Origin of the sequence: Agreia pratensis (genome assembly GCF_900177685.1) — a bacterium.
In the GTDB taxonomy this organism is placed as follows: domain Bacteria; phylum Actinomycetota; class Actinomycetes; order Actinomycetales; family Microbacteriaceae; genus Agreia; species Agreia pratensis.
In genome coordinates, this window is sequence record NZ_FXAY01000005.1 from 265,524 (window position 1) to 283,883 (window position 18,360).

The window sequence follows — 18,360 nt, forward strand, 5'->3', positions numbered from 1 at the left end:
CGAGCATCAGCGGCTAGCGGCGAAGCGGCGCCACCAGATCGGTGAGAATCGACGTGGGCTCGAGTCCGAGCTCCTTCTGCAGTAGTGCCGTATAGATATCGACGTCACGCAGCGCTTCCGACTGATTGCCTTCGGCCAAGTGCACCTTGATGAGGCTCACGATCGCGCTCTGACGTAGCGGCTCCACCCTCATGGCGGCGCGAGCCGCCCATGCAGCAGCGCGGAGATTGCCCTCGAGAATCAGCAGCTCCGCCTGCGCCTCGAGCGCGTGCAACCGAAGCTGGCGCCAATCCTCGACCTCGGAGAGAACCCACTCGTCGTACCAGTCGGGCAGGATGCGAGTGGCGAAAGCCTCGATTGCGGCCGTGCTGAGATCAGCGGCCGTGGATGCGTTGCCGGGCTGCAGCAGACGCCTCGCCGATTCTCGTGCCACGTTCAGGTCGACGATCACACCGGGAGCCAGGCTGAGCCCGGCCGGCGTCATCGTGATCGCCGGTTTGATCGCGTCTTCGAGGCGGGTGAGTGCCGAGCGCAGGCTGTCACTGGCACGACGTTCGGTGACATCGGGCCACATTTCGCCGGAAATGGCTAGACGCGCTCCTCGCGGCCTGAGGGCGAGAAAAGCGATAAGCCGTTTGGTTCCGACCGAAAGACCGAGTATCTCGTGACCGTCGTAGCGAACGGTCAAGGGACCGAGAACGTCGACCTCGATCATGTCGCCGCCCACCCCGAAACCCTCCGTGTCGTAACGACCGGAGAGCTCGGGCTGTGCTGAGGCAACATGTGATGGATTCGCTCCTAGAGACACATATTCCCATATGCGGGCATGTGGAGCCAGCGGCGAATCCTGGGCGTTCAGCGCTTCACTGTGTGTCGGCGACGCGCGAGTGCTGCTACGCCCAGTCCGAGGAGCAGAACCGACGCCCCACCGAGCAGCATGTTCTCGACAGGCATTCCCGTATTGGCGAGCGTTCCGCCCGCTCCAGCACCGGTTCCCGAAGGGTTTCCGGGGGTTCCGGGGTTGCCAGGCGTTCCCGGGCCGCCGGGAGTGCCTGAGTCGCCACCACCTGTGCCACCGTCCGTACCGCCGGTTCCTCCGTCAGTACCGCCGGTTCCCCCATCGGTCCCGCCGGTTCCCCCGTCGGTACCGCCGTCAGTCGGGGCAGGAACGATGTTCGTCGTGAACGTCACCGCACAGGTCACGAAGGCTCCACCTGCAGTGCCGGAACCGACACACTGGTTGACCTTGGTCGGGATGATCGAGGCTGTCGAGTTGCCGCCGACGGTGCACGTCACGCCGCCGCCACCACCCACTCCTGAGCCGTTGCACTGTACGACCGTCGCGGTCGACGGGTCGGTGCTCTCAAAAGAGGAGCAGTTGAGGAAGGTGCCACCGCCATCCGCCGAGCCCTGGCACTGGTTGACCGTTATTGACTGCGGCGTGGCCGTTCCCACGATGTTGTTCACGACATCCACCCGGCAGATCACCGTGCCGCCCGTGCCATTGCCCGAGCCGTTGCACTGGGTGACCGTCGACACCAGATCGTTCGTGTTGAACGTCACAGGCGTCGCGCAGAGAGGAGGCGCACCGGCGACCCCGTGGCACTCGGTGACGACGGTCGAGCTGCTGTTCACCCCGGTGGCGACGTTCACTGTGTTCGTGACGACCACGCGGCACTCGACGGCCAGGTTCGTGTCGTTGTCTGTGCCGTTGCACTGCGAGATCGGCTGCGGTACGGCGGATGCGCTGCTCGCTCCCAGAAGCGGCAGGCACGAGACGGCGGCGACGGCCAGCAGCGCGGCGGCGACGAGCAGTCTGCGGCGAGCGGCCCCGAGGCCGAGAAAGTGTCGCGACTGAGCGCGGACGTGTGTGGTCATGATGACTCCCCTAATCAAGAGAAGTCTCGCTTGGCACCCATGACCGGGCCGTGACTCTGTCGTGACGGCGCCATAACGCATCCGTGACACGGGTATGACACGACGGTGACCCGCGAGTGACGCCGCAGTGACAGCGGATCAGGACAGCGTGGCGCTGGCCTGAATCGAGCGGATCTCGGCCCAGATCTCCCTGGCCTGAGTGGCCGTGGCCGTGGCCGTCACCTGCACCAGATCGAGTGCAGGGCCGTTGGAGACGAGGGCCAGTCGAACGGCCTGCATGAGCGTGCCCGCGCGCCGATCGGGGTAGCTGAACTCAATGCGGAACCCGGCGCGGCCGAGAACCTCGGGGCGATCGCGGCCCAGCTCGGCCACCCCCTCGATAGACGAGACCTTCTCGATCACGGCACGAATGGCGGTGTCGAGGGTGTAGCCCTGCCCGAACCGTGAGATGGCCACGACGACGTTGGGACGGAACTCGCCCTGTTCGACCTCTTTGGCTGTGGCGAGCAGCGCGGCCGTTGTCGACAGCACGTGCCAGTCGTCGGGCACGTCGATCGACACGATCGGAAGTGCCGGGGCATCCGAACTGGGGAAGGTCAGTGTGCGCGACATCGAGCCGTGGAGCCTTTCATGAGGGGAGAAACACCACAGGCGGGCGTCGAATGCTCGACGCCCGCCTGATTCCGGAGAACCCGGAGAAGAGTGCTACGCGTTCGAGGTGCTCTCCTGGTCGGCAGCGTTCTTTGCTGCCTTCTGCGAAGCGTCCTCGAGTGCGGCGATGACCTGCTTGAGGGCGGCGGTGTGAGTTCCGCTCCACTCGCTGCGGAAGTTCTCCGCGTCAGGACCGGTCCACTGCACGCTCTGCAGTGCGCTGGTGAGCGTCGTCAGGATCGTCTGGACCTGCTGCGACTGCTGGTTGAGCTGCTTTCCGAGGCTACGAACCTGGTCAACGTCAAGACCCCATACGGCCATTGTTTTCTCCTTATTTTCCTGGCGAGCCGGCGGTTCCGGTTTCGCTACATCCTGTGAGTCGATCTCACGTGTTCAGACTAGGGCGATGCGGCTAGTGGAGTCGATGGGGAGAACTCCCCATGCGGCGAATGATCTCGATACGCTCGTTCCTCGCTACTCGATCAGCGCAGGATCTCACGCATCGGGGAGCGCCACCTGCACCTTGGTGATGCGGCCCTGCTGCACCAGGAATCCGCGGCCCGGCGGCAGGTCTGCGCGGCGGAAGCGGCCGAGCGATGTGCCGAGCAGCGTGTCGCCATCCAGTTCGCCCGGAACCAGCAGCAGGCCGCGTTTGGCGCCCTTGAACGAGCCGGCCAGCGTCCACGCGGCCGACCAGGTGGCCGTCTCGCTCTCGCCCACCACGAACACGTCATCGCGCAGCGCCCGCTTGATCAGGCGGTCGATATCGTTCTCCGCCATCGTCCCCGTGAGGTCTCCGATGTTCTCCACGAAGATCGCGAGCGAGTCGGGCCGCAGGGTTCCTGCGTCGAGCTGGCTCTGCAGGTCATCGGCGAAAGCGGTGACCTGGGTCGGGTCGGAGATCGACATCGACCAGAACGGCAGGGGCGTGAGCGACGTCTTGCGCGGCGAGATGTGCACGAGCCGGATGCCCGGCTGCGCCCGACGCAGTGCGGCAGCCATGGTCGCGAGCGCCGTAGAACGGCCGCTCTGTCCGGAGCCCGACACCATGAACGCTCCGCGCGGCGCGATGCCGAGCGGGGCCAGGTTGTCGTCGCGCACGGCGATCACCGGCAGCCCGCCCGCCGTGGCGGGAAGGGTCGAGAGCGCAATCGAGTCGGACAGCTTCTGAATGGGCGGGGCCTCGGGGATTCCCTGGCGGCGCATGGCCTCGGCGAGCTTGGATACTTCGCGCGACTGGATCGCCACGTTCGGGTCGGCACCGAGCACGGCGATCTGGATCTCGTTTCCGCCCATCAGGCCACGGCCGGGAGGCGAGGTCACGGTAAGGGTGTCTTTGGGCACTCCCACCAGCTGATAGTCGTCTTCGCTCGCCATGCGCAGCACCAGTCGGCGCTGCACCGTGGATCCGAGTGAGGCCGGAACCGAGTTGGGACGGTCGCCCGAGAGAACGATGTGCACACCGACCTGGCGTCCGTCGCTCGCGATCTGAGAGAACGTCGTGAACCAGGCGGAGTGCCCGCCGAACTCGTACTGCTCGCGGAAGGCACCGATGCCGTCGACCAGGACGATGATGCGGGGCTCCTCGGGAACCCCGGCGATGCGCCGGTACTCGCCGATACTGCCTGCCCGAACGGCCGAGTACCGCACGGAACGGTCGTCGACGGTGTCGCGCAGCATGCGAAGCAGGCGGATGACCCGCTCCTCGTCGTCGCCGTCGATGATCGCGCCCACGTGGGGCAGCTCCTCGAGCATGCTGAGCCCGCTCGATCCGAAGTCGAGACCGTAGACGTGCACCGGACCGCCGCGGGGCGTGATGGCCGCGGCGACCGCGATCGTGCGCAATGTGGCGCTCTTGCCAGAGCCACCCGTTCCGTAGACGGCCATGTTGCCGTCGCGGTCGGGCTCGTAGAACACCGTCGGCTGAATCTGATTCTCCGGCTCGTCGATCACGCCGAGCAGCAGCCGCTCGTCGGTGCGCGGGTTGGGCAGCAGAGAGAAGTCGTAGACAGCGGCGAGTTCGTCGAGCCACGGCTTGCGCGGGTCGGGGATGTCGGCCCTGCGGGCCGCCGTGCGAATGGATGCGACCAGTCGCGCGATATCGTTCGGCCCGGGGTCGGCCGCCTCGACCACTTCGACCTCCGGCACCTCCCATTCCGCTCCGGCGCCGAAGTTCATCTCACTGATGTCGATGCGTGGACGTGGAGGCTCATTCGTCGTCCACCCGCCCGCGTATCCGGTCTGGAAGGAAGCGAGCCTGCCAGGACCCGTCTTCGCGGCTCCGCGCCCCGGAATCGACTGATCGAAGTAGGCGGCCATCGGAGTTCCGAGGATGTCGGAGGAGTCTTCGGCATCGGCCATGCGCAAAGCGATGCGCAAGTTCGTATTGGCGCGCAGATTGTCTTTGATGACGCCGGCGGGGCGCTGGGTAGCGAGAATCAGGTGCAGTCCGAGAGATCGACCACGCTGAGCGACGTCGACGACGCCATCGACGAACTCGGGCACCTCCTGCACCAGCGCGGCGAACTCGTCCACCACGATCAGCAGGCTGGGCGGAGTCTCGGGGTCGCCGGTCTTCTCGAGCGAGACCAGGTCCTTCGCCTTCTTGCGGTTGAGCAGGTGCTCCCGGTAGCGCAGCTCCGCTCGCAACGACGTGAGGGCGCGGCGAACGAGGTGCGGCGACAGGTCGGTGACGAGTCCGACGGTGTGGGGCAGTGCCACGCAATCGGCGAACGCGGCGCCTCCCTTGTAGTCGATGAAGAGGAAGGTCGCGCGGTCGGGGGAGTGCGCCGCGGCCATTCCGAGCACCCACGACTGCAGGAACTCGCTCTTTCCGGCTCCGGTCGTTCCACCGACGAGGGCGTGCGGGCCCTGGTTGCGAATGTCGAGATAGAACGGCTCGGTTCCGCTGTGGCCGACAAGGGCACGAAGTGAGCCCTCCTTCTTGCGGCGCACGGGAGGCGAACCGTCGCGAAGAGCGATGGAGTTGCTCTCTCGCCAACGCTCCACAACGGCGTCGGGCTGCTCGGCGAGCTCAGGGCCCACGAGTGAGAGGTACGACACCGAGCGCGGCAGGTCGGATTCGTCGTCGATCGGCGAGCCGACATCGACGACCGGTGCCAGGTGACGGGCGTAGCGGTGGGCTGCGTCGAGCTCGACCGTCTCGCAGACGACGGGGTAGGTGTGCTCACCGAGCCGAACCTGGCCCACCGTGCCGCCGGCGGCGTCCGAATCGACGCTCACGAAGCTGCGACATGCGGCCGGCAGATGGGCGATGGATGGCGCGGACCACACGATGTGCACGTTGGCATCGGCGCCCCGCTCGGCGAGGCGGTTCAGTCGGCCCCGGTCGACGGGCACGTCGTCTTCGATGACCACGATGACGGCAGGGGTGATGGGAAGCGGAACGTCGGACTCGTCGTCTTTCTTCGGCCGCAGGTCCGGGCTCTCGAGCGCTCCGCGAGCGCTGGGCGCCCCAGTCGTGCGCTGGGCGACCAGTTCTTCGAGTCGAGACAACAGGGCGAGCCCGGAGCCGGGGTTGTCGGCGAGGTGATCGCCGGCCAGCGGGCTGTGCGGCGAACCGGTGTGCGGCATCCACTCGAGCCATTCCCAGGTTTCGCGCGATGCCGGTGAGACGAGAGCGCAGACCACGAGCTCGGCGGGGGAGTGCAGTGCGGTGAGCTGAGCGACGACGCCGCGTGTCACACCGCGGCGCAGCTCGAGGCTGCCGGCCACACCGAGGGCGCCCGATTCGCGCAGGTCTGCGACGATCGGCACGTTGTCGATGAGCGAGAACTTCTCGGCGACCTCTTCGAGTTGACCCCAGTACTCGGGGAGGGTGTCATTGGCCTGCGGCAGGGTGACGCTGTCGCGGCTGTGCGCCGTTCCGAGCCCCAGCCGCACAGCGAGAAAGGCGCCGTGCTCCGGCCGGTGTGTCCAGAGCAGATGACCAAGCCGGTGAGCCGACTCGAGGCTGTCCCCGACCGACGGCGCCTCGCCCAGGCGAACGGCGCGCTGCAAGCGCTGGCGCTCGTGCAGCTTGTCGACGAACGCCTTCAGCGAGAGGGTGAACTGCTTGATCGCGTCTTTCATCTGGCGCCGCGTGGTGAGCTTGTGATCGATGTAGGTACCGATCATCAGCAGCGGGCTCAGGGCGATGAAGACCACGCTCAGGATGTTGCGGGTGAAGGCATAGAGAACGACGCCCATGATGAGCGGCGCGACCAGGGCGACGATCGGAAAGCGCTGCGGCTGCGGGCGTCCGGGCGGTTCGGGGGCCGGGTACTTGTCACCCGGGTAACGGGCGACCACGCGGGGAGAGCGGTTGAACTCGATCACCGGCGTCGAAGGAGCTGCCCCTCCGAGGCGCTGCAGCGGAACGACGCAGAGTGCGGTGTCGCCCAAGACGACGACGTCGGCCGAGCTGAGCACGGTGCGCGCGACCTGCTCTCCACCCATCAGCAAGCCGTTCGCCGAGTTCATGTCGGTGATCTCGACGGTCTCGCCCACGTTGATGCGGGCGTGCCGTTTGGAGATGAGCGAGTCGGTGAGTCGCACATCCACCCCGCGCTCACGGCCGATGTAGCTGGTGCCGAAGGGCAGCGCGAACTCGGCACCGGCATCCGGGCCTGAGAGAACCCGCAGGGTCGCGGCGGCGGCGCCCCTGTCGGAACCCGGCGCGTTGAAGTCGTCGCTGTGCTGGCGGATCTCGATGGTCGAGCCGGAGCGCACTCCGGAATCGAGGAGGTTCGACTGGGGGTCGAGCACGCGGGTCTGGCCCGACGTCTCGGTCACCTGCAGCGTCAGCCGCGGTGGTGCGACCTGAACGTCGTTGTTCGGATCGGCCGTATACAGAGCCTCGGCCACGTTCGAGACCGATGTGGTCGCATCCGCCGTGACGGCGACATTCGTCGAGGTTCCGCCGCCGCGGGAAAGCGTGAGTTTGATGTGCATGGACTAGCGGGCATCCTTCGATGGGGTCGCGGCGGGAGCCTGGGGAGTGTCGGCCGTGTCGTCGTCGAGCGCGGGAAGATCTGCCGGGGTGACGAGTCGAGACAGCACGGCGTACTCGACCAACCGCGCGCGCCGATTGGTGGCGAGCGCCCCGACGCCGCCGCGAAGGCCGTCGACGCCCTGGCGGCTCAGCTTGTCGCACACGTTGTCGAGCTTGCGGTTGAATCGGCTCAAGACCCAGCCGAGTCGTTCGGCTGCCGCCGCCGAAGACGGAATCTCGCTCGTACCCGTTCCCTCACGCTTGAGCATGGGCTCGGAGAGAGCGAGGATCAGCAGCCATTGCGAGCGGGTGAAGGTGACCGCTCCGACCGTGGTGGTTCCGTCGCTCGACGATACGGGCTTCGAGTCGACGAAGGCCGGGGTCGAGGTGTGCACCACGAATTCGTATGTCGTCGGCCCGGCGGTGAACACCACGGAGGTCAGGCCGAAGACGACCGGCAACCGCGCGCCCGGCGCGAGCCAGGCCTGCATCGAACCCGTCGCATCCGAGATCGACGCCGAGAGTCGGGAGCCCACGTTGATGAGCCACCAGAGTCCGTCGATGTAGGCGATCTGCAGAAAGCGGCGATGCAGATACTGATTGTCGTCGATGTCGAGGTCGGCATCGCGGCCGATGTCGAAGGGTTTGTTCCTGTCGAGCGTGAACCACTCGCCGCAGTACTCGACACTGGCGTCTGTCGTGGTCGTCTCGGTGGTGGTGACGTCGGTCATCAGGGCGCGCATCCCGTCGTTGGTTCAGAGGCGCGCCCGTCTTTGCGACGCACACTCACTTCGATACAGGTCTTCTGCCCCTCCGCCGGCACCACCGTCACCGTCGCATCCGTGGTCGATGCGAGGGTGGGTTCGGTTCCGGGAACGAGCAGTCCCCACTGGTACACGTCTCCCTTCTCAGGCTCGGGGTTCGTCCAGGTGAAGACGACGCCGCCCTCACCGGGGGCCCCTACGACGCCCACGGGCGGCGCGACGGTTCCACTGGGAATCACGTCGACCGGGTCGACGGGGTCTTCGGTCTTCACTGCCGCTGGGCTTCCTCCTGCGGCGTTGATCGCGAAGATCGTGCCGCCGACAGCGAGCAGGACGACCAGCGAGATCGCGCCGATCAGAATGGGCAGCTTCTTCGACCTCCTGCTCTGCGGCGCCTCGGCATGCTGGGTGGGCTGAGGAGCACGATGCTGGGTCTGCTCGATCGCCGGCGCGGTGAGTCCGAACGACGCGGGAGTGGATGATGGAACGTATGCCGCGGTCGGAATCTGACCGCGGCGCTGGGTCGCCTCCACGGCATCCGGCATGGCTGCGCGATTCGGCTGGTTGAAGGTCACCGGCGGGATGCCCACGGGTGGTACCGGGGCGGCCGCCGATGACGTGGGGCGTCGGTTCGCCGTTCCCGCCACGGGCGCGGTGGGGTCGATTGTGACAATGCCCCGGATGCGCGTGTTGCCGTCGTCTTCCTCTTCTTCGGCGGCCGATGGAAGCGAGTCGTCAAGCACGTCGGCTGGAGTCACCGAGAGGCTCAGTTCGAGCTGCACCTTCTGCAGGGCCCGGGCGAACTCGAGCGCTGAGCCGAAGCGGTCCTCCTCACGCTTCGCCATAGAAGTGGCGAGGATCTGCTCGAGAGAGTCGGGCACATCGGCGCGGCCCGTGCGCGATAGAGGCGATTGTTGGATGCGCGTAATGAGGTCGAGGCCGCCGTTGCTTCCGCCGACGACCTCGAAGGGGCTCCGCCCTGCGAGAAGCGTGTACACCGTGGCGCCGAGGGCATAGATGTCGCCGCCGGGGCCACTCGAAGAATTCTGCCCGAACACCTCCGGGGGCGACCACGGGATCGACATGCCGACGGCCGCGTCGTCTCCGCCGCCCACCATCGTCACCGATATTCCGAAGTCGGTGAGAGCCGGGCGGTTGTATTCCGTGGTGAGAATATTCGCGGGCTTGATGTCACGGTGCAGAATTCCGGCGCGATGCGCGGTCTCCACCGCGCCGGCCACCTGGATGCCTATGCGCAGCGCCTCGGCCACGCTGATCTTCTCGCGCCGGTAGCGGGCGGCCAGATTCGGCCTGGAGCAGTACTCCATGACCAGATACGGTCGACCGTCGGCCGCGATATCGGCCTGATAGATGGTGACGATCGAGGGGTGCGTCGAGAGCTGCGCCATGAGGTTCGCCTCGGCGTCGAAGTTCTCGCGCGCTCCGGCGGTGAGCGCCTCGCTGAGCAGGACCTTGATGGCAACGCGCCGCCGCGGCATCCGCTGCTCATAAAGAAAGACGTCGGCGAACCCGCCGGAACCGAGCAGCTGTTCGTGCGTGAAACCCGGGATCTCGGGTGGCGGCGACGGCGGCCGGCGCGCGTTCACGGAAGATCCTCGAAGAGCAGGGTGACGCCGTCGCCGATGTCGACGATGTCACCGTTCAGAACGAGCACGGCCTCTCCGGGCGACAGCCGCAGGGGTGGGGTGCCCGCTCGGTGCAGCACCGAGCCGTTGGTGGTGTCGAGGTCGACCACGAGAACGTGTCGTCCCTCGACGCGCACCTCCAGGTGACTGCGCGACACGTCTTGTTCAGGGCTCGGAACCGTGACCAGGTGAGGCAGCACATCGCCCTGCACGCGCTGCGCCCTCGGGCGGCGACCCACGATAACCGGGCGGTCGAGCGAGACCACGTCTCCGGTGGCGAGCACGATGCGCCCGGGGCCCCCGGTCGTCGCTGCGTCGTCGGCCGACTCGAGGCGGCGCATCGCCTCGAGCTCGGAGACCGTCACCGTGAGGCCGTCGTGATCGCTCTCGTCCGACGCCGAGGCCGACGGAACGGCAGGAGTGGCTTGGTCATTCCAGTTCGTGGCCGCTGCTCCGACTCCGGCGAATCCCGGCACCCGATCGATGAGACCCGTGGGGGGCGGAGCGGTCCACTCCTTCGAAGAGGGTCTCGAAGCCGTCGGGGGAGTGAAGGATTCGACCGCAGGAGCCGCAGGAGCGGGAGCCGCCGTAGCCGCCGCGGCGGGTGCGGCTGCTGCGGCAGACGAACTCTCCTCCTCTGAGGACTCCTCGTCATCGAGGCGCACTGCGGCCTCCTCGACCGACTTGACGACGGTCGCACCCCAGAGGTGATCGTAGGCGTCGTCCGGAAGCTCGGTGACGGTGGGGCCGAAGTCTTCCGCCTCGATCGGCTCGACGTCGTCGACCGTGTCATCGGGATCGTCTAGATCAGAGACGACAACGGGATCAGGCTCTGGTGCCGATTGCTGAACGGGTACCGGAGGAGACTCCTCGACGGGCACGGGCTCAGGCGTCGGAGCAGACACAGGGGTCGGGACGGGCACGGGGGTCGGGACGGGCACGGGGGTCGGGACGGGCGCCGCATCCACCGCGACGACAGACGCGGCCGCTCCCGACGACTGTCCGTTCATAGTGAACGACACCGCACGACACAGCACGATTCCGCTGCGAATAGCGAACCAGTCCGACGAGTCGGCACCATCGCTGCTCACCACGAAGCCCTCGGCGCGGGCTACGACGCGCTCGTTCCAGGTGGTGACCTCGTCGCCCGCCACGATAACAGGAGAGGATGCGCCGGGCTCCGACACCTCGATGCGGAACGCACCACGCACAGCGACGCGCAGCTCGGGTCCGGAGGCGACGGCCACAGCAAAGGGCGGAATCGCCTTGAGGTTCGTTCCGAATTCTGCCGTGAGCGCCTCGAGGACACCACTCAGACCGTGACCGTCGTCGAGGGTTCGCCAAATACGCTCGAGCAGCTCGCCGTCGAGAGTGGTGGGAAACAAGGCCACTGCACCGGGCGCGACGACTCCGCGCCACTGCCCGGGCTGGTAGTTGAGTCGAGTCATCGCGCGGCTCCTTCGGTCGGGGCGGATCCGCGGGGGATCGTGTCGTCGGGCAGGGCCGGTTCGAGTGTCGCCTGGGCAAGCGACGCGTCGACCACGACCGCCGTGAGGTTGTCGTGGCCTCCCCTGGCCATGCCCTCACGCACCAGCCTGTCGGCCGCCACCTGAGGATCTTTCTCACTCGAGAGTATTCGTGCGATCGACTCCGTGTCGATTTCGCCCGAGATACCGTCGGAGCACATGAACATGCGATCGCCCGGCTCGACAGGAACAAGCCAGAAATCAGGGCGATAGTCGCCGCCGGCGCCGAGTGCGCGAGTAATCACATTGCGGGCCGGATGCACCAGAGCCTCGGCCGCATCTATGCCGCCGCCGTCGAGCAGTTCCTGAACGACCGAGTGGTCGATGCTGATCTGCTCGAGCACCCCCGAGTTGAGCCGGTACGTGCGCGAGTCCCCGAGGTTGAAGATCAACCACACGGCCGTTCCCTCGCTGTCGACGACCGCCACGCCCGATACCGTGGTGCCCGCCCTGCGACGGCCGCTCGTGCTGAGCTCGGCTATCGAGCGGTACGCGCGGTCGAAGGCAGCGCGTACGTCGGTGGGCTCGACCGTCGGACGACCTGTCAGGCCGTCGAACGACTCGACCACGATCGCGCTCGCTCGTTCGCCTGCCTCGTGCCCACCCATGCCATCAGCCACCAGAAAGACCGGCGACGACGCCAGATATGCGTCTTCGTTCGTCGCCCGCTTGAGACCACGGTGCGTGGCTGCGCCCGAGCGCAGTACCACCGTGGAGACGCCGATCGCAGGCGGCGGACTCACGGCGCCACCGTGAGGGTGAAGACACGCGTTCCGATGCGCACGCGGTCGCCACTACGAAGCGTCATCCGCTGACCGGGGGTGATCGGTGACTCCACGCCGTCGGCGCGAACGATTGCAGAGCCGTTGGTCGAGCGCCTGTCGGTGACCCAGATGCTGCCGGCCTGAACCTCGAATTCGAGGTGCGTCTTCGAGATCGAGCGAGTGTCGCCCGCGACCTCGACCAGCTGGTCCTCCGGTGCGCCGTATGGCGATACGGGGTCGCGCCCGAGTACTCCGTGTCCGGCAATCACGTAGCTCTCACCGGTGTCGAAGAGCAGCGTCACGGTTCCGCTCGGCAGAGCCTGAGCGGGCAGCGAGTTGCTGAGCTTGGTGCCATCGAGGTCTTCGCCACCGAAGGGAGGCAGGGGATCGAAGCTCGGAATCGCCTCGATCGGCGCGGCCGGCGCGGCGGGCACGGCCGGTACGGCCGGTGCGGCCGAAGGCGCCGCGACTGCAGGGGGCGCCTCGGGCGCGACGGATGCCGATGCGAACGGATACGACGGAACGTCGGGATTGACGGGCGCGGCGAATGAAGGAGCGGGCGTGGCGAAGGGAGCGGCGGGTGTCTGCGCTGCGGGCGATGGAGCCGCTGGAACGCTCGGCGGCGCATACGAATACGCATCCGGCGCGGTGGCGATGGGCTCGACGACCGGCGCTTGAGGCACGGGCGCGGGAGAGACTGGTGCGCCAGGCGCTGCCGAGGGCCGCCGCGACTTCTGCACCGTCGGCACGTCGTCGATGATCTCGCCGGCATTCGGCGCGAGCGGGTTCGGACCCTTCTTCACGTCGATGACCCACGTTCCCGACATGCGGTCGTGCCAGCCGCGCAGACGCTTCGTCGGGTCCCAGAGCGGCGACAGATAGACGAGCAGCGGTCCGACCCCGACCACGATGTTCGAGGCTCCGACGATCACGCCACGCAACAGCATCCGGCCGAGCCCCGGCCGAATCAGCGCCTCGACCTTGACGATGCGCAGACCCATGATGCGCATGCCGAGCGAGAAGCCGGTGAAAGCCTGCAACACGAGCATGGCCAGCGGGTAGAGCCCGCTCGCGAGAGTGATCAGGGCAGACGGCAGCCCGGCGAGTTCGAGTGTGCTGCCGGGGGCGACGGAGGATGCCACGATCCACAGAATCGGCAGCGCGATGATCGACGTGAGCACCCCGCTGAAAGCACCATCGATGAGAAAGGACACAACCCGGCGACCATAGTTGGCAGGCACGATGCTCGAGAGCAGAATCGGCGCGTTCACCGGCGTGGGCTGCCATGCTGCTTGCACGGGCACCTCCGGACCGCCGAAGGCCACTGCCTGGCTGCGCGTCGACGTCGGAGTTCCGCACGCGAGGCAGAATTGCGAGCTTCGGGGAACGGGCGATCCGCAGCGCACGCACGGCATCGACTGCCCTGCGGCCTGCTGTTGCACGGGGTTGGTCACGACCGTGCCCTCCTTCGTCTGCTCCGACTCTCCAGGCGCCTGCCGATGTACGCACGCAGCGATAACCGCGCCTGCAGGCGTTTCCACCATCCGCGCGAATCCTGCATTCCCCTGACGATATCGTCCACCTCGGCCCAGAAGGCATCAACCTCATCGGCAGACGGCTCTCCCGGCCCGAAGACGCCGTGATCAGCGCGCACCGCGACCGCGCCCACGGGTAGGTCGGGCCACGCCTCGGCGATGACCGCAGCGTCGGCACGACGCGTCACACCACGGCCCACGGCGGTGCCGAGGTCGTCGGCTCGGTCGACGATCTCATCCCAGCCGCCGCTCAGTCTGTCGGCCGGTCGATCCGCATTCTGGCGCGCCTTGCGACGGCGGGTCTTCAACGCGCCGATCACCACCACGGGCGTCAACAGCACAACGATCAGCGCGAGAAGGCTTCCGGATGCGATCAGCACGGTCACGAAGATCGGGTTCGCGTCGTTCTCGTCGTCTTGATTGGTGTCGTCGGTGCGGAGGTCCGGCGGAAGGTCGGCCGGCTCCTGCGGCGGGGGCGGCGGCTGGAGAACCTGGGCCTTGGGGTCGGACTTCGGCTTCGGCGCCTCTTCTTGAGGAACCTGGTCTTTCGGGGGAGTCGGGTCGAAGGCCACCCAGCCGGCGTCGTCGAAGGCGACCTCGACCCAGGCGTGCAGCTGGTCTCCGGTGATCTGCTGTTCAGCGCTCGCCCCGGCGTACTTGTCGGGGTAGAACCCCATCACGACACGAGCCGGCATACCGGCCGAGCGCGCCATCAAGGCCATGGCGACCGCGTACTGCTCATCGTCGCCGATCATCTGTTTCGCGTCGAGCAACGCAGAGATCCGTTCCGCTCCGTGGCCGGCCCGCGACGTGGCCTCGCCCTCGAGCCCGTGACTGAAGAAGCCCTCCTGGCTCAGCGAGGTCGCCAGATTGCGCACCTGAGTGAGCGGCCGGTCCGCGTCGCCGATGTACTGCGTGGCGAGCGAGGGAACATCGTCGGGAACTCCCGAGGACTTCGGCATCGACAACGACTGCAGGCCATGACTCTCGAGCTGTTCCTCGGTGAGCACCTTCGGAATCACGACATCCATCGAATAGCTGTCGCCCTTGGCCAGCCCGACCGTCGAGATCGCCACTCCGGTGGTGCGGTTGTAGTGCAGCGAGTTCGCGAGTTCGTCGGCCCGATCGCCCGTGAAATGGAACGAATCGAGGTAGCCGGCATCGGGGATCCACACTCCGGTCAGATCGCCGATGGTCACATCGAGGGTCGCCTTGTCGCCTTTCACATCGTTCGGAATATCGCCGCTGACGCGCGTGAAGGTGCCCGAACCGGCCGTTCCGTCACCTGCGACGTTATAGACGACGCCGTCGTAGGCATCCAGCGTCGCGAGTCGCACTCGCGCGCCGTCGGGGAGGCCCTTGACGGTGAAGAGCACGTCGTCTTTCTCGTCGCGCACGTACTTGCGGAACCCCACGAGAGGGCTGGCGTAGTCGTGCAGGTCGAGCGGGGGCACGATCGCGTCGCGCAGCACCTCGCGAGCGCTGACCGGGGCGAGGAGTCCGCCGGTCGCCAGCCCGGCTCCCAGGGCGACGACGAGCAGCCCGGCGCCGAGCGCCAGCCGCGTGCGGGCGAGGCCCGCATCCGGAGCCTGCGCCCCCGCGGAACTGTCGAGCGTGGTCGCGGCGATGCGGCGGGCACGATCCTGGCTGCGACGCCACGCCCACCAGGCCAACGCGATGCCCGCGAAGACGAGTCCCTGCACGATCGGCGCGGCCGCGTCGCGTGTGCCGAAGGCGATGGCCACCACGAAGAGCGCACCGGCGGGCAGCAGCGCCCAAGCGGCGCGGCGCAGGCGCAGAGCGAAGCTGAAGGCGAGAACGGATGCGACGAGCGTGGCGAGGTAGGGAACGATGAGTACCGAGGCGAAGGCCCCCACAGGCGTCTCGAGGGTCAACACGTCTTTCCACGAGAAGACCACGCCGAGAACCAGAGCGCGGATCGTCTCGAGGCTGGGAACGACTCCGAAGAGCGTTGTCGTGGGCACCGCGAGCGGGCCACCGAAGATCATGTAGACCAGCAGCGTGGCGGCCGCCAGAACCAGGATGTTCGCGCGCAGTCGGGCGCCGACGAGAGCGATCGCGAGGCCCAGCACGAGGGCGCCAAAGCCGGCGACGAGGTAGCCGGTTCCACCGAAGGTGGGGCCGAAACCGACAATCGCGACCACGACGAGCGCCGCAATGGCAGCGCAATCGATGGTGGTGTCGAGAGCCGAGCGGCGGCCGATCTGCTGGGCCGCGCGACCTCGGCGAGTGGGGGCGGGCGTCTGCGCTGTCATCAGTTGTTCACCCGTCTGAGGGCTGCCGGAAGCTGGCCGAGGTCGCCGATCGTGAGCAGGGTCATATCGCCGATCTGCCTTCTCATCGGCTCGGTGCCGGGCTGGCAGCTCACGCCCACGACGCGCACGCCGAGGGGAAGGTGCACCGATGCGGCCTGAAGCTGGGTGGGGGTGACCGGGCCGCCGAAGAGCAGAACCGCCACCGAGGCATCCGGAACCGTCTGGCCCGCCACCTTCGAGAGCTGCACGATCGTCTCGCGCTTCTCTTCCTCTTCGATCGCCGAGAGGTCGTCGAGCAGGCGTCGGCCGGTCTCGGAGTGCAGAGTCGCTCCCTGCACCATCACGGTCACGTCGCGCTCTTCCATGAGCGCCTGGATGCCGAGGGAGCCGCACGCAGACACGGCCAGCTCGAACTCGTCGTCGCTGCCGTAGTCGGCCGTGTTGGTCGACAGCGCGATAGCGAGGTGCGATCGGCGCGTCTCTTCGAACTGGCGCACCATCAGGGTTCCGGTACGTGCCGTGGTCTTCCAGTGGATGTAGCGGCGGTCGTCGCCCGGCACGTACTCGCGCAGGGCGTGGAACGACACGTCGTTGTTCGACAGGTCTCGGCTGGCGAGGCCTTCGAGGTCTTTGATGAAGCCCGAGGCCGAGCCCTCGAGGCGCACGGTTCGAGGGTGCACGAAGAGGTCGACGGCATCGGTCCAGCGCAGCTCGCGGCGCATGAGACCGAGGGGGTCGCCGCGCACGGAGCGCACGGGTCCGACGGTGATGACCTGGCGACGATTGGTGGGGATTCCGAAGAGGTCGTCGTGCTCCTGGCCGGGTGCCAGGCGGGGGAGGGGGAATCCGGCGAGAGAGGCGCCGACGGGAAGTTCGATGCGGGCGGGCAACAGGGTGCGCTGCGAGGTGTTCGACACCGTGATGCGGCCGACCGCGCGTTCACCCACGACGACGCGCTCGGTGGCGAGGTCGAGCCGCACGGCGTAGGCCGAACGACCCAGGGCGAAGCCGATGGCGATCACGACCGCCGCCAAGCCGACGCAGCCGATCACCAGGAATTCGCGCCAGCCGAACTCGAGCCCGACGAACAGAAAGACGAGGGAGAACGCGAGAACGGCCCAGCCGAAGCCCGACACCGTCGTGAGCACAGGGCCGATGACGCGCCAGGCAGCACGCAATCCGTCGAGAGTGCGCGGCCATCCGGTGCCCACGACCCAGCGTGCGGGCGCGCTCGAACGGACGGCGCCCGATGCGCTCGCCAGCCGAGGGCCGATCGATGCCATCGGGGAGGCCTTCTTCTCCCCGGTCACGGTCATGCTGCGGGTTGCCTCGCCTGCGGGGCCGCCACGTCGCTGAGTACGCGCGCGAGAACTTTCTCAGCCGTGGTGCCCTGGAACTCGGCCTCGGGGTCGAGCACGAAACGGTGCGTCCAGACGGGGCCGGCGAGCTCGCGGATGTCGTCGGGCAGAACGAAGTGCCGGCCCTGGGCCGCGGCCCACACCTTGGCGGCGCGGACGAGTGCCATGGCTCCACGAACTGAGACGCCAACGCGGCTCTCGGGCGCATTGCGCGTCTCTTCGGCCAGCTGAGCGGTGTAGCGCAGGATCGCGCTGTCGACGTGCACGGTCGCCGCCAGATCGGCCATATCGGCGACGGCCGAGGTGGTGATCACGGCGCTGAGGGCCGACGAGGGGTTGCGGTTCGCCGAGCCGGCGAGGATCTTCTCGGCACTGGCCAGGTCGGGGTATCCGATGGATGTCTTGATGAGGAAGCGGTCGAGCTGCGCCTCGGGCAGCTTGTATGTTCCTGCCTGCTCGATGGGGTTCTGCGTGGCGATCACGAGGAAGGGACGGCCCACCTCGTGCACTTGTCCATCGACGGTCACCCGCGACTCCTCCATGACCTCGAGGAGCGCCGACTGCGTCTTCGGGCTGGCGCGGTTGATCTCGTCGGCGAGCACGATGCTTGCGAAGACAGGCCCGCGGTGGAACTCGAACGCGCCCGTCTTCTGGTCGTAGATGGTGACACCAGTGACGTCGGAGGGCAGCAGGTCGGGCGTGAACTGGATGCGCTGGTGCGTTCCCTGCACGGTCGCCGCGATCGCCTTCGCGAGGGAGGTCTTTCCCGTTCCCGGGGCGTCCTCGAGCAGCACGTGCCCCTCGGCGATCATCGCCATGATCGAGAGCCTGATCACGTGGGGCTTGCCGAGAACGGCGATCCCCACGTTCGCGACGAGGCGGTCGAAGGTGCCGGCGAACCAGGTCGCCTGCTCGGGTGTCATTGTCAACGTGGTGTCTTTCTCGTCATGGGATCGTTGGGATTTTCTG

The 18,360-nt window shown here is 67.4% G+C and carries 13 protein-coding genes; all 13 read right to left on the reverse strand.

The features are described from left to right. Positions 1-13 precede the first annotated feature (13 nt). Positions 14-727, reverse strand: coding sequence for an AfsR/SARP family transcriptional regulator (locus B9Y86_RS15005; protein ID WP_085487520.1), 714 nt, complete (start codon positions 725-727; stop codon positions 14-16). A 128-nt stretch (positions 728-855) separates the two neighbouring features. Then, positions 856-1,878 carry a hypothetical protein gene (locus B9Y86_RS15010; RefSeq protein WP_085487522.1) on the reverse strand — a complete coding sequence of 341 codons (1,023 nt, stop codon included), beginning with the start codon at positions 1,876-1,878 and terminating at the stop codon, positions 856-858. Between the two features lie 138 nt (positions 1,879-2,016). Continuing rightward, positions 2,017-2,490: an LpqN/LpqT family lipoprotein gene (locus B9Y86_RS15015; protein WP_085487524.1), complete on the reverse strand. Its 474-nt coding sequence runs from the start codon at positions 2,488-2,490 to the stop codon at positions 2,017-2,019. Between the two features lie 93 nt (positions 2,491-2,583). Then, positions 2,584-2,850, reverse strand: a complete 267-nt coding sequence (locus tag B9Y86_RS15020; RefSeq protein WP_044441009.1) for a WXG100 family type VII secretion target — start codon at positions 2,848-2,850, stop codon at positions 2,584-2,586. Positions 2,851-3,024: 174 nt separating this feature from the next. Further along, on the reverse strand, positions 3,025-7,482 hold the full coding sequence (locus tag B9Y86_RS15025) for a type VII secretion EssC family protein (protein ID WP_085487526.1): 4,458 nt from the start codon (positions 7,480-7,482) through the stop codon (positions 3,025-3,027). Positions 7,483-7,485: 3 nt separating this feature from the next. Then, positions 7,486-8,253: an FHA domain-containing protein gene (locus B9Y86_RS15030; RefSeq protein ID WP_085487624.1), complete on the reverse strand. Its 768-nt coding sequence runs from the start codon at positions 8,251-8,253 to the stop codon at positions 7,486-7,488. Next, positions 8,253-9,893 (reverse strand): serine/threonine-protein kinase, encoded by a 1,641-nt coding sequence (locus B9Y86_RS15035; RefSeq protein ID WP_085487528.1) that lies wholly within the window; start codon positions 9,891-9,893, stop codon positions 8,253-8,255. The genes B9Y86_RS15030 and B9Y86_RS15035 overlap by 1 nt, the downstream gene beginning before the upstream one ends. Next, positions 9,890-11,380, reverse strand: a complete 1,491-nt coding sequence (locus B9Y86_RS15040; protein WP_085487530.1) for an FHA domain-containing protein — start codon at positions 11,378-11,380, stop codon at positions 9,890-9,892. The genes B9Y86_RS15035 and B9Y86_RS15040 overlap by 4 nt, the downstream gene beginning before the upstream one ends. Further along, a complete protein-coding gene (locus B9Y86_RS15045; RefSeq protein WP_139824932.1) occupies positions 11,377-12,201 on the reverse strand; it encodes a PP2C family protein-serine/threonine phosphatase in 825 nt (274 codons plus the stop codon). Before B9Y86_RS15045 ends, B9Y86_RS15040 begins: the two co-directional genes overlap by 4 nt. Further along, positions 12,198-13,676 (reverse strand): RDD family protein, encoded by a 1,479-nt coding sequence (locus B9Y86_RS15050; protein WP_176223379.1) that lies wholly within the window; start codon positions 13,674-13,676, stop codon positions 12,198-12,200. The genes B9Y86_RS15045 and B9Y86_RS15050 overlap by 4 nt, the downstream gene beginning before the upstream one ends. Further along, complete coding sequence (locus B9Y86_RS15055; RefSeq protein WP_085487534.1) at positions 13,673-16,033, reverse strand: transglutaminase TgpA family protein; 2,361 nt, start codon at positions 16,031-16,033, stop codon at positions 13,673-13,675. Before B9Y86_RS15055 ends, B9Y86_RS15050 begins: the two co-directional genes overlap by 4 nt. After that, positions 16,033-17,349, reverse strand: coding sequence for a DUF58 domain-containing protein (locus tag B9Y86_RS15060; protein WP_244894784.1), 1,317 nt, complete (start codon positions 17,347-17,349; stop codon positions 16,033-16,035). Before B9Y86_RS15060 ends, B9Y86_RS15055 begins: the two co-directional genes overlap by 1 nt. Then, on the reverse strand, positions 17,346-18,320 hold the full coding sequence (locus tag B9Y86_RS15065) for an AAA family ATPase (RefSeq protein ID WP_085487536.1): 975 nt from the start codon (positions 18,318-18,320) through the stop codon (positions 17,346-17,348). The genes B9Y86_RS15060 and B9Y86_RS15065 overlap by 4 nt, the downstream gene beginning before the upstream one ends. Positions 18,321-18,360 lie beyond the last annotated feature (40 nt).

Bases quoted from the DNA above. Each gene is read 5' to 3' on its own strand.
- B9Y86_RS15015 (WP_085487524.1), bottom strand. From the start codon at position 2,490: ATGTCGCGCACACTGACCTTCCCCAGTTCGGATGCCCCGGCACTTCCG.
- B9Y86_RS15020 (WP_044441009.1), bottom strand. From the start codon at position 2,850: ATGGCCGTATGGGGTCTTGACGTTGACCAGGTTCGTAGCCTCGGAAAG.
- B9Y86_RS15055 (WP_085487534.1), bottom strand. From the start codon at position 16,033: ATGACAGCGCAGACGCCCGCCCCCACTCGCCGAGGTCGCGCGGCCCAG.
- B9Y86_RS15010 (WP_085487522.1), bottom strand. From the start codon at position 1,878: ATGACCACACACGTCCGCGCTCAGTCGCGACACTTTCTCGGCCTCGGG.
- B9Y86_RS15060 (WP_244894784.1), bottom strand. From the start codon at position 17,349: ATGACCGTGACCGGGGAGAAGAAGGCCTCCCCGATGGCATCGATCGGC.
- B9Y86_RS15040 (WP_085487530.1), bottom strand. From the start codon at position 11,380: ATGACTCGACTCAACTACCAGCCCGGGCAGTGGCGCGGAGTCGTCGCG.
- B9Y86_RS15025 (WP_085487526.1), bottom strand. From the start codon at position 7,482: ATGCACATCAAACTCACGCTTTCCCGCGGCGGCGGAACCTCGACGAAT.
- B9Y86_RS15030 (WP_085487624.1), bottom strand. From the start codon at position 8,253: ATGACCGACGTCACCACCACCGAGACGACCACGACAGACGCCAGTGTC.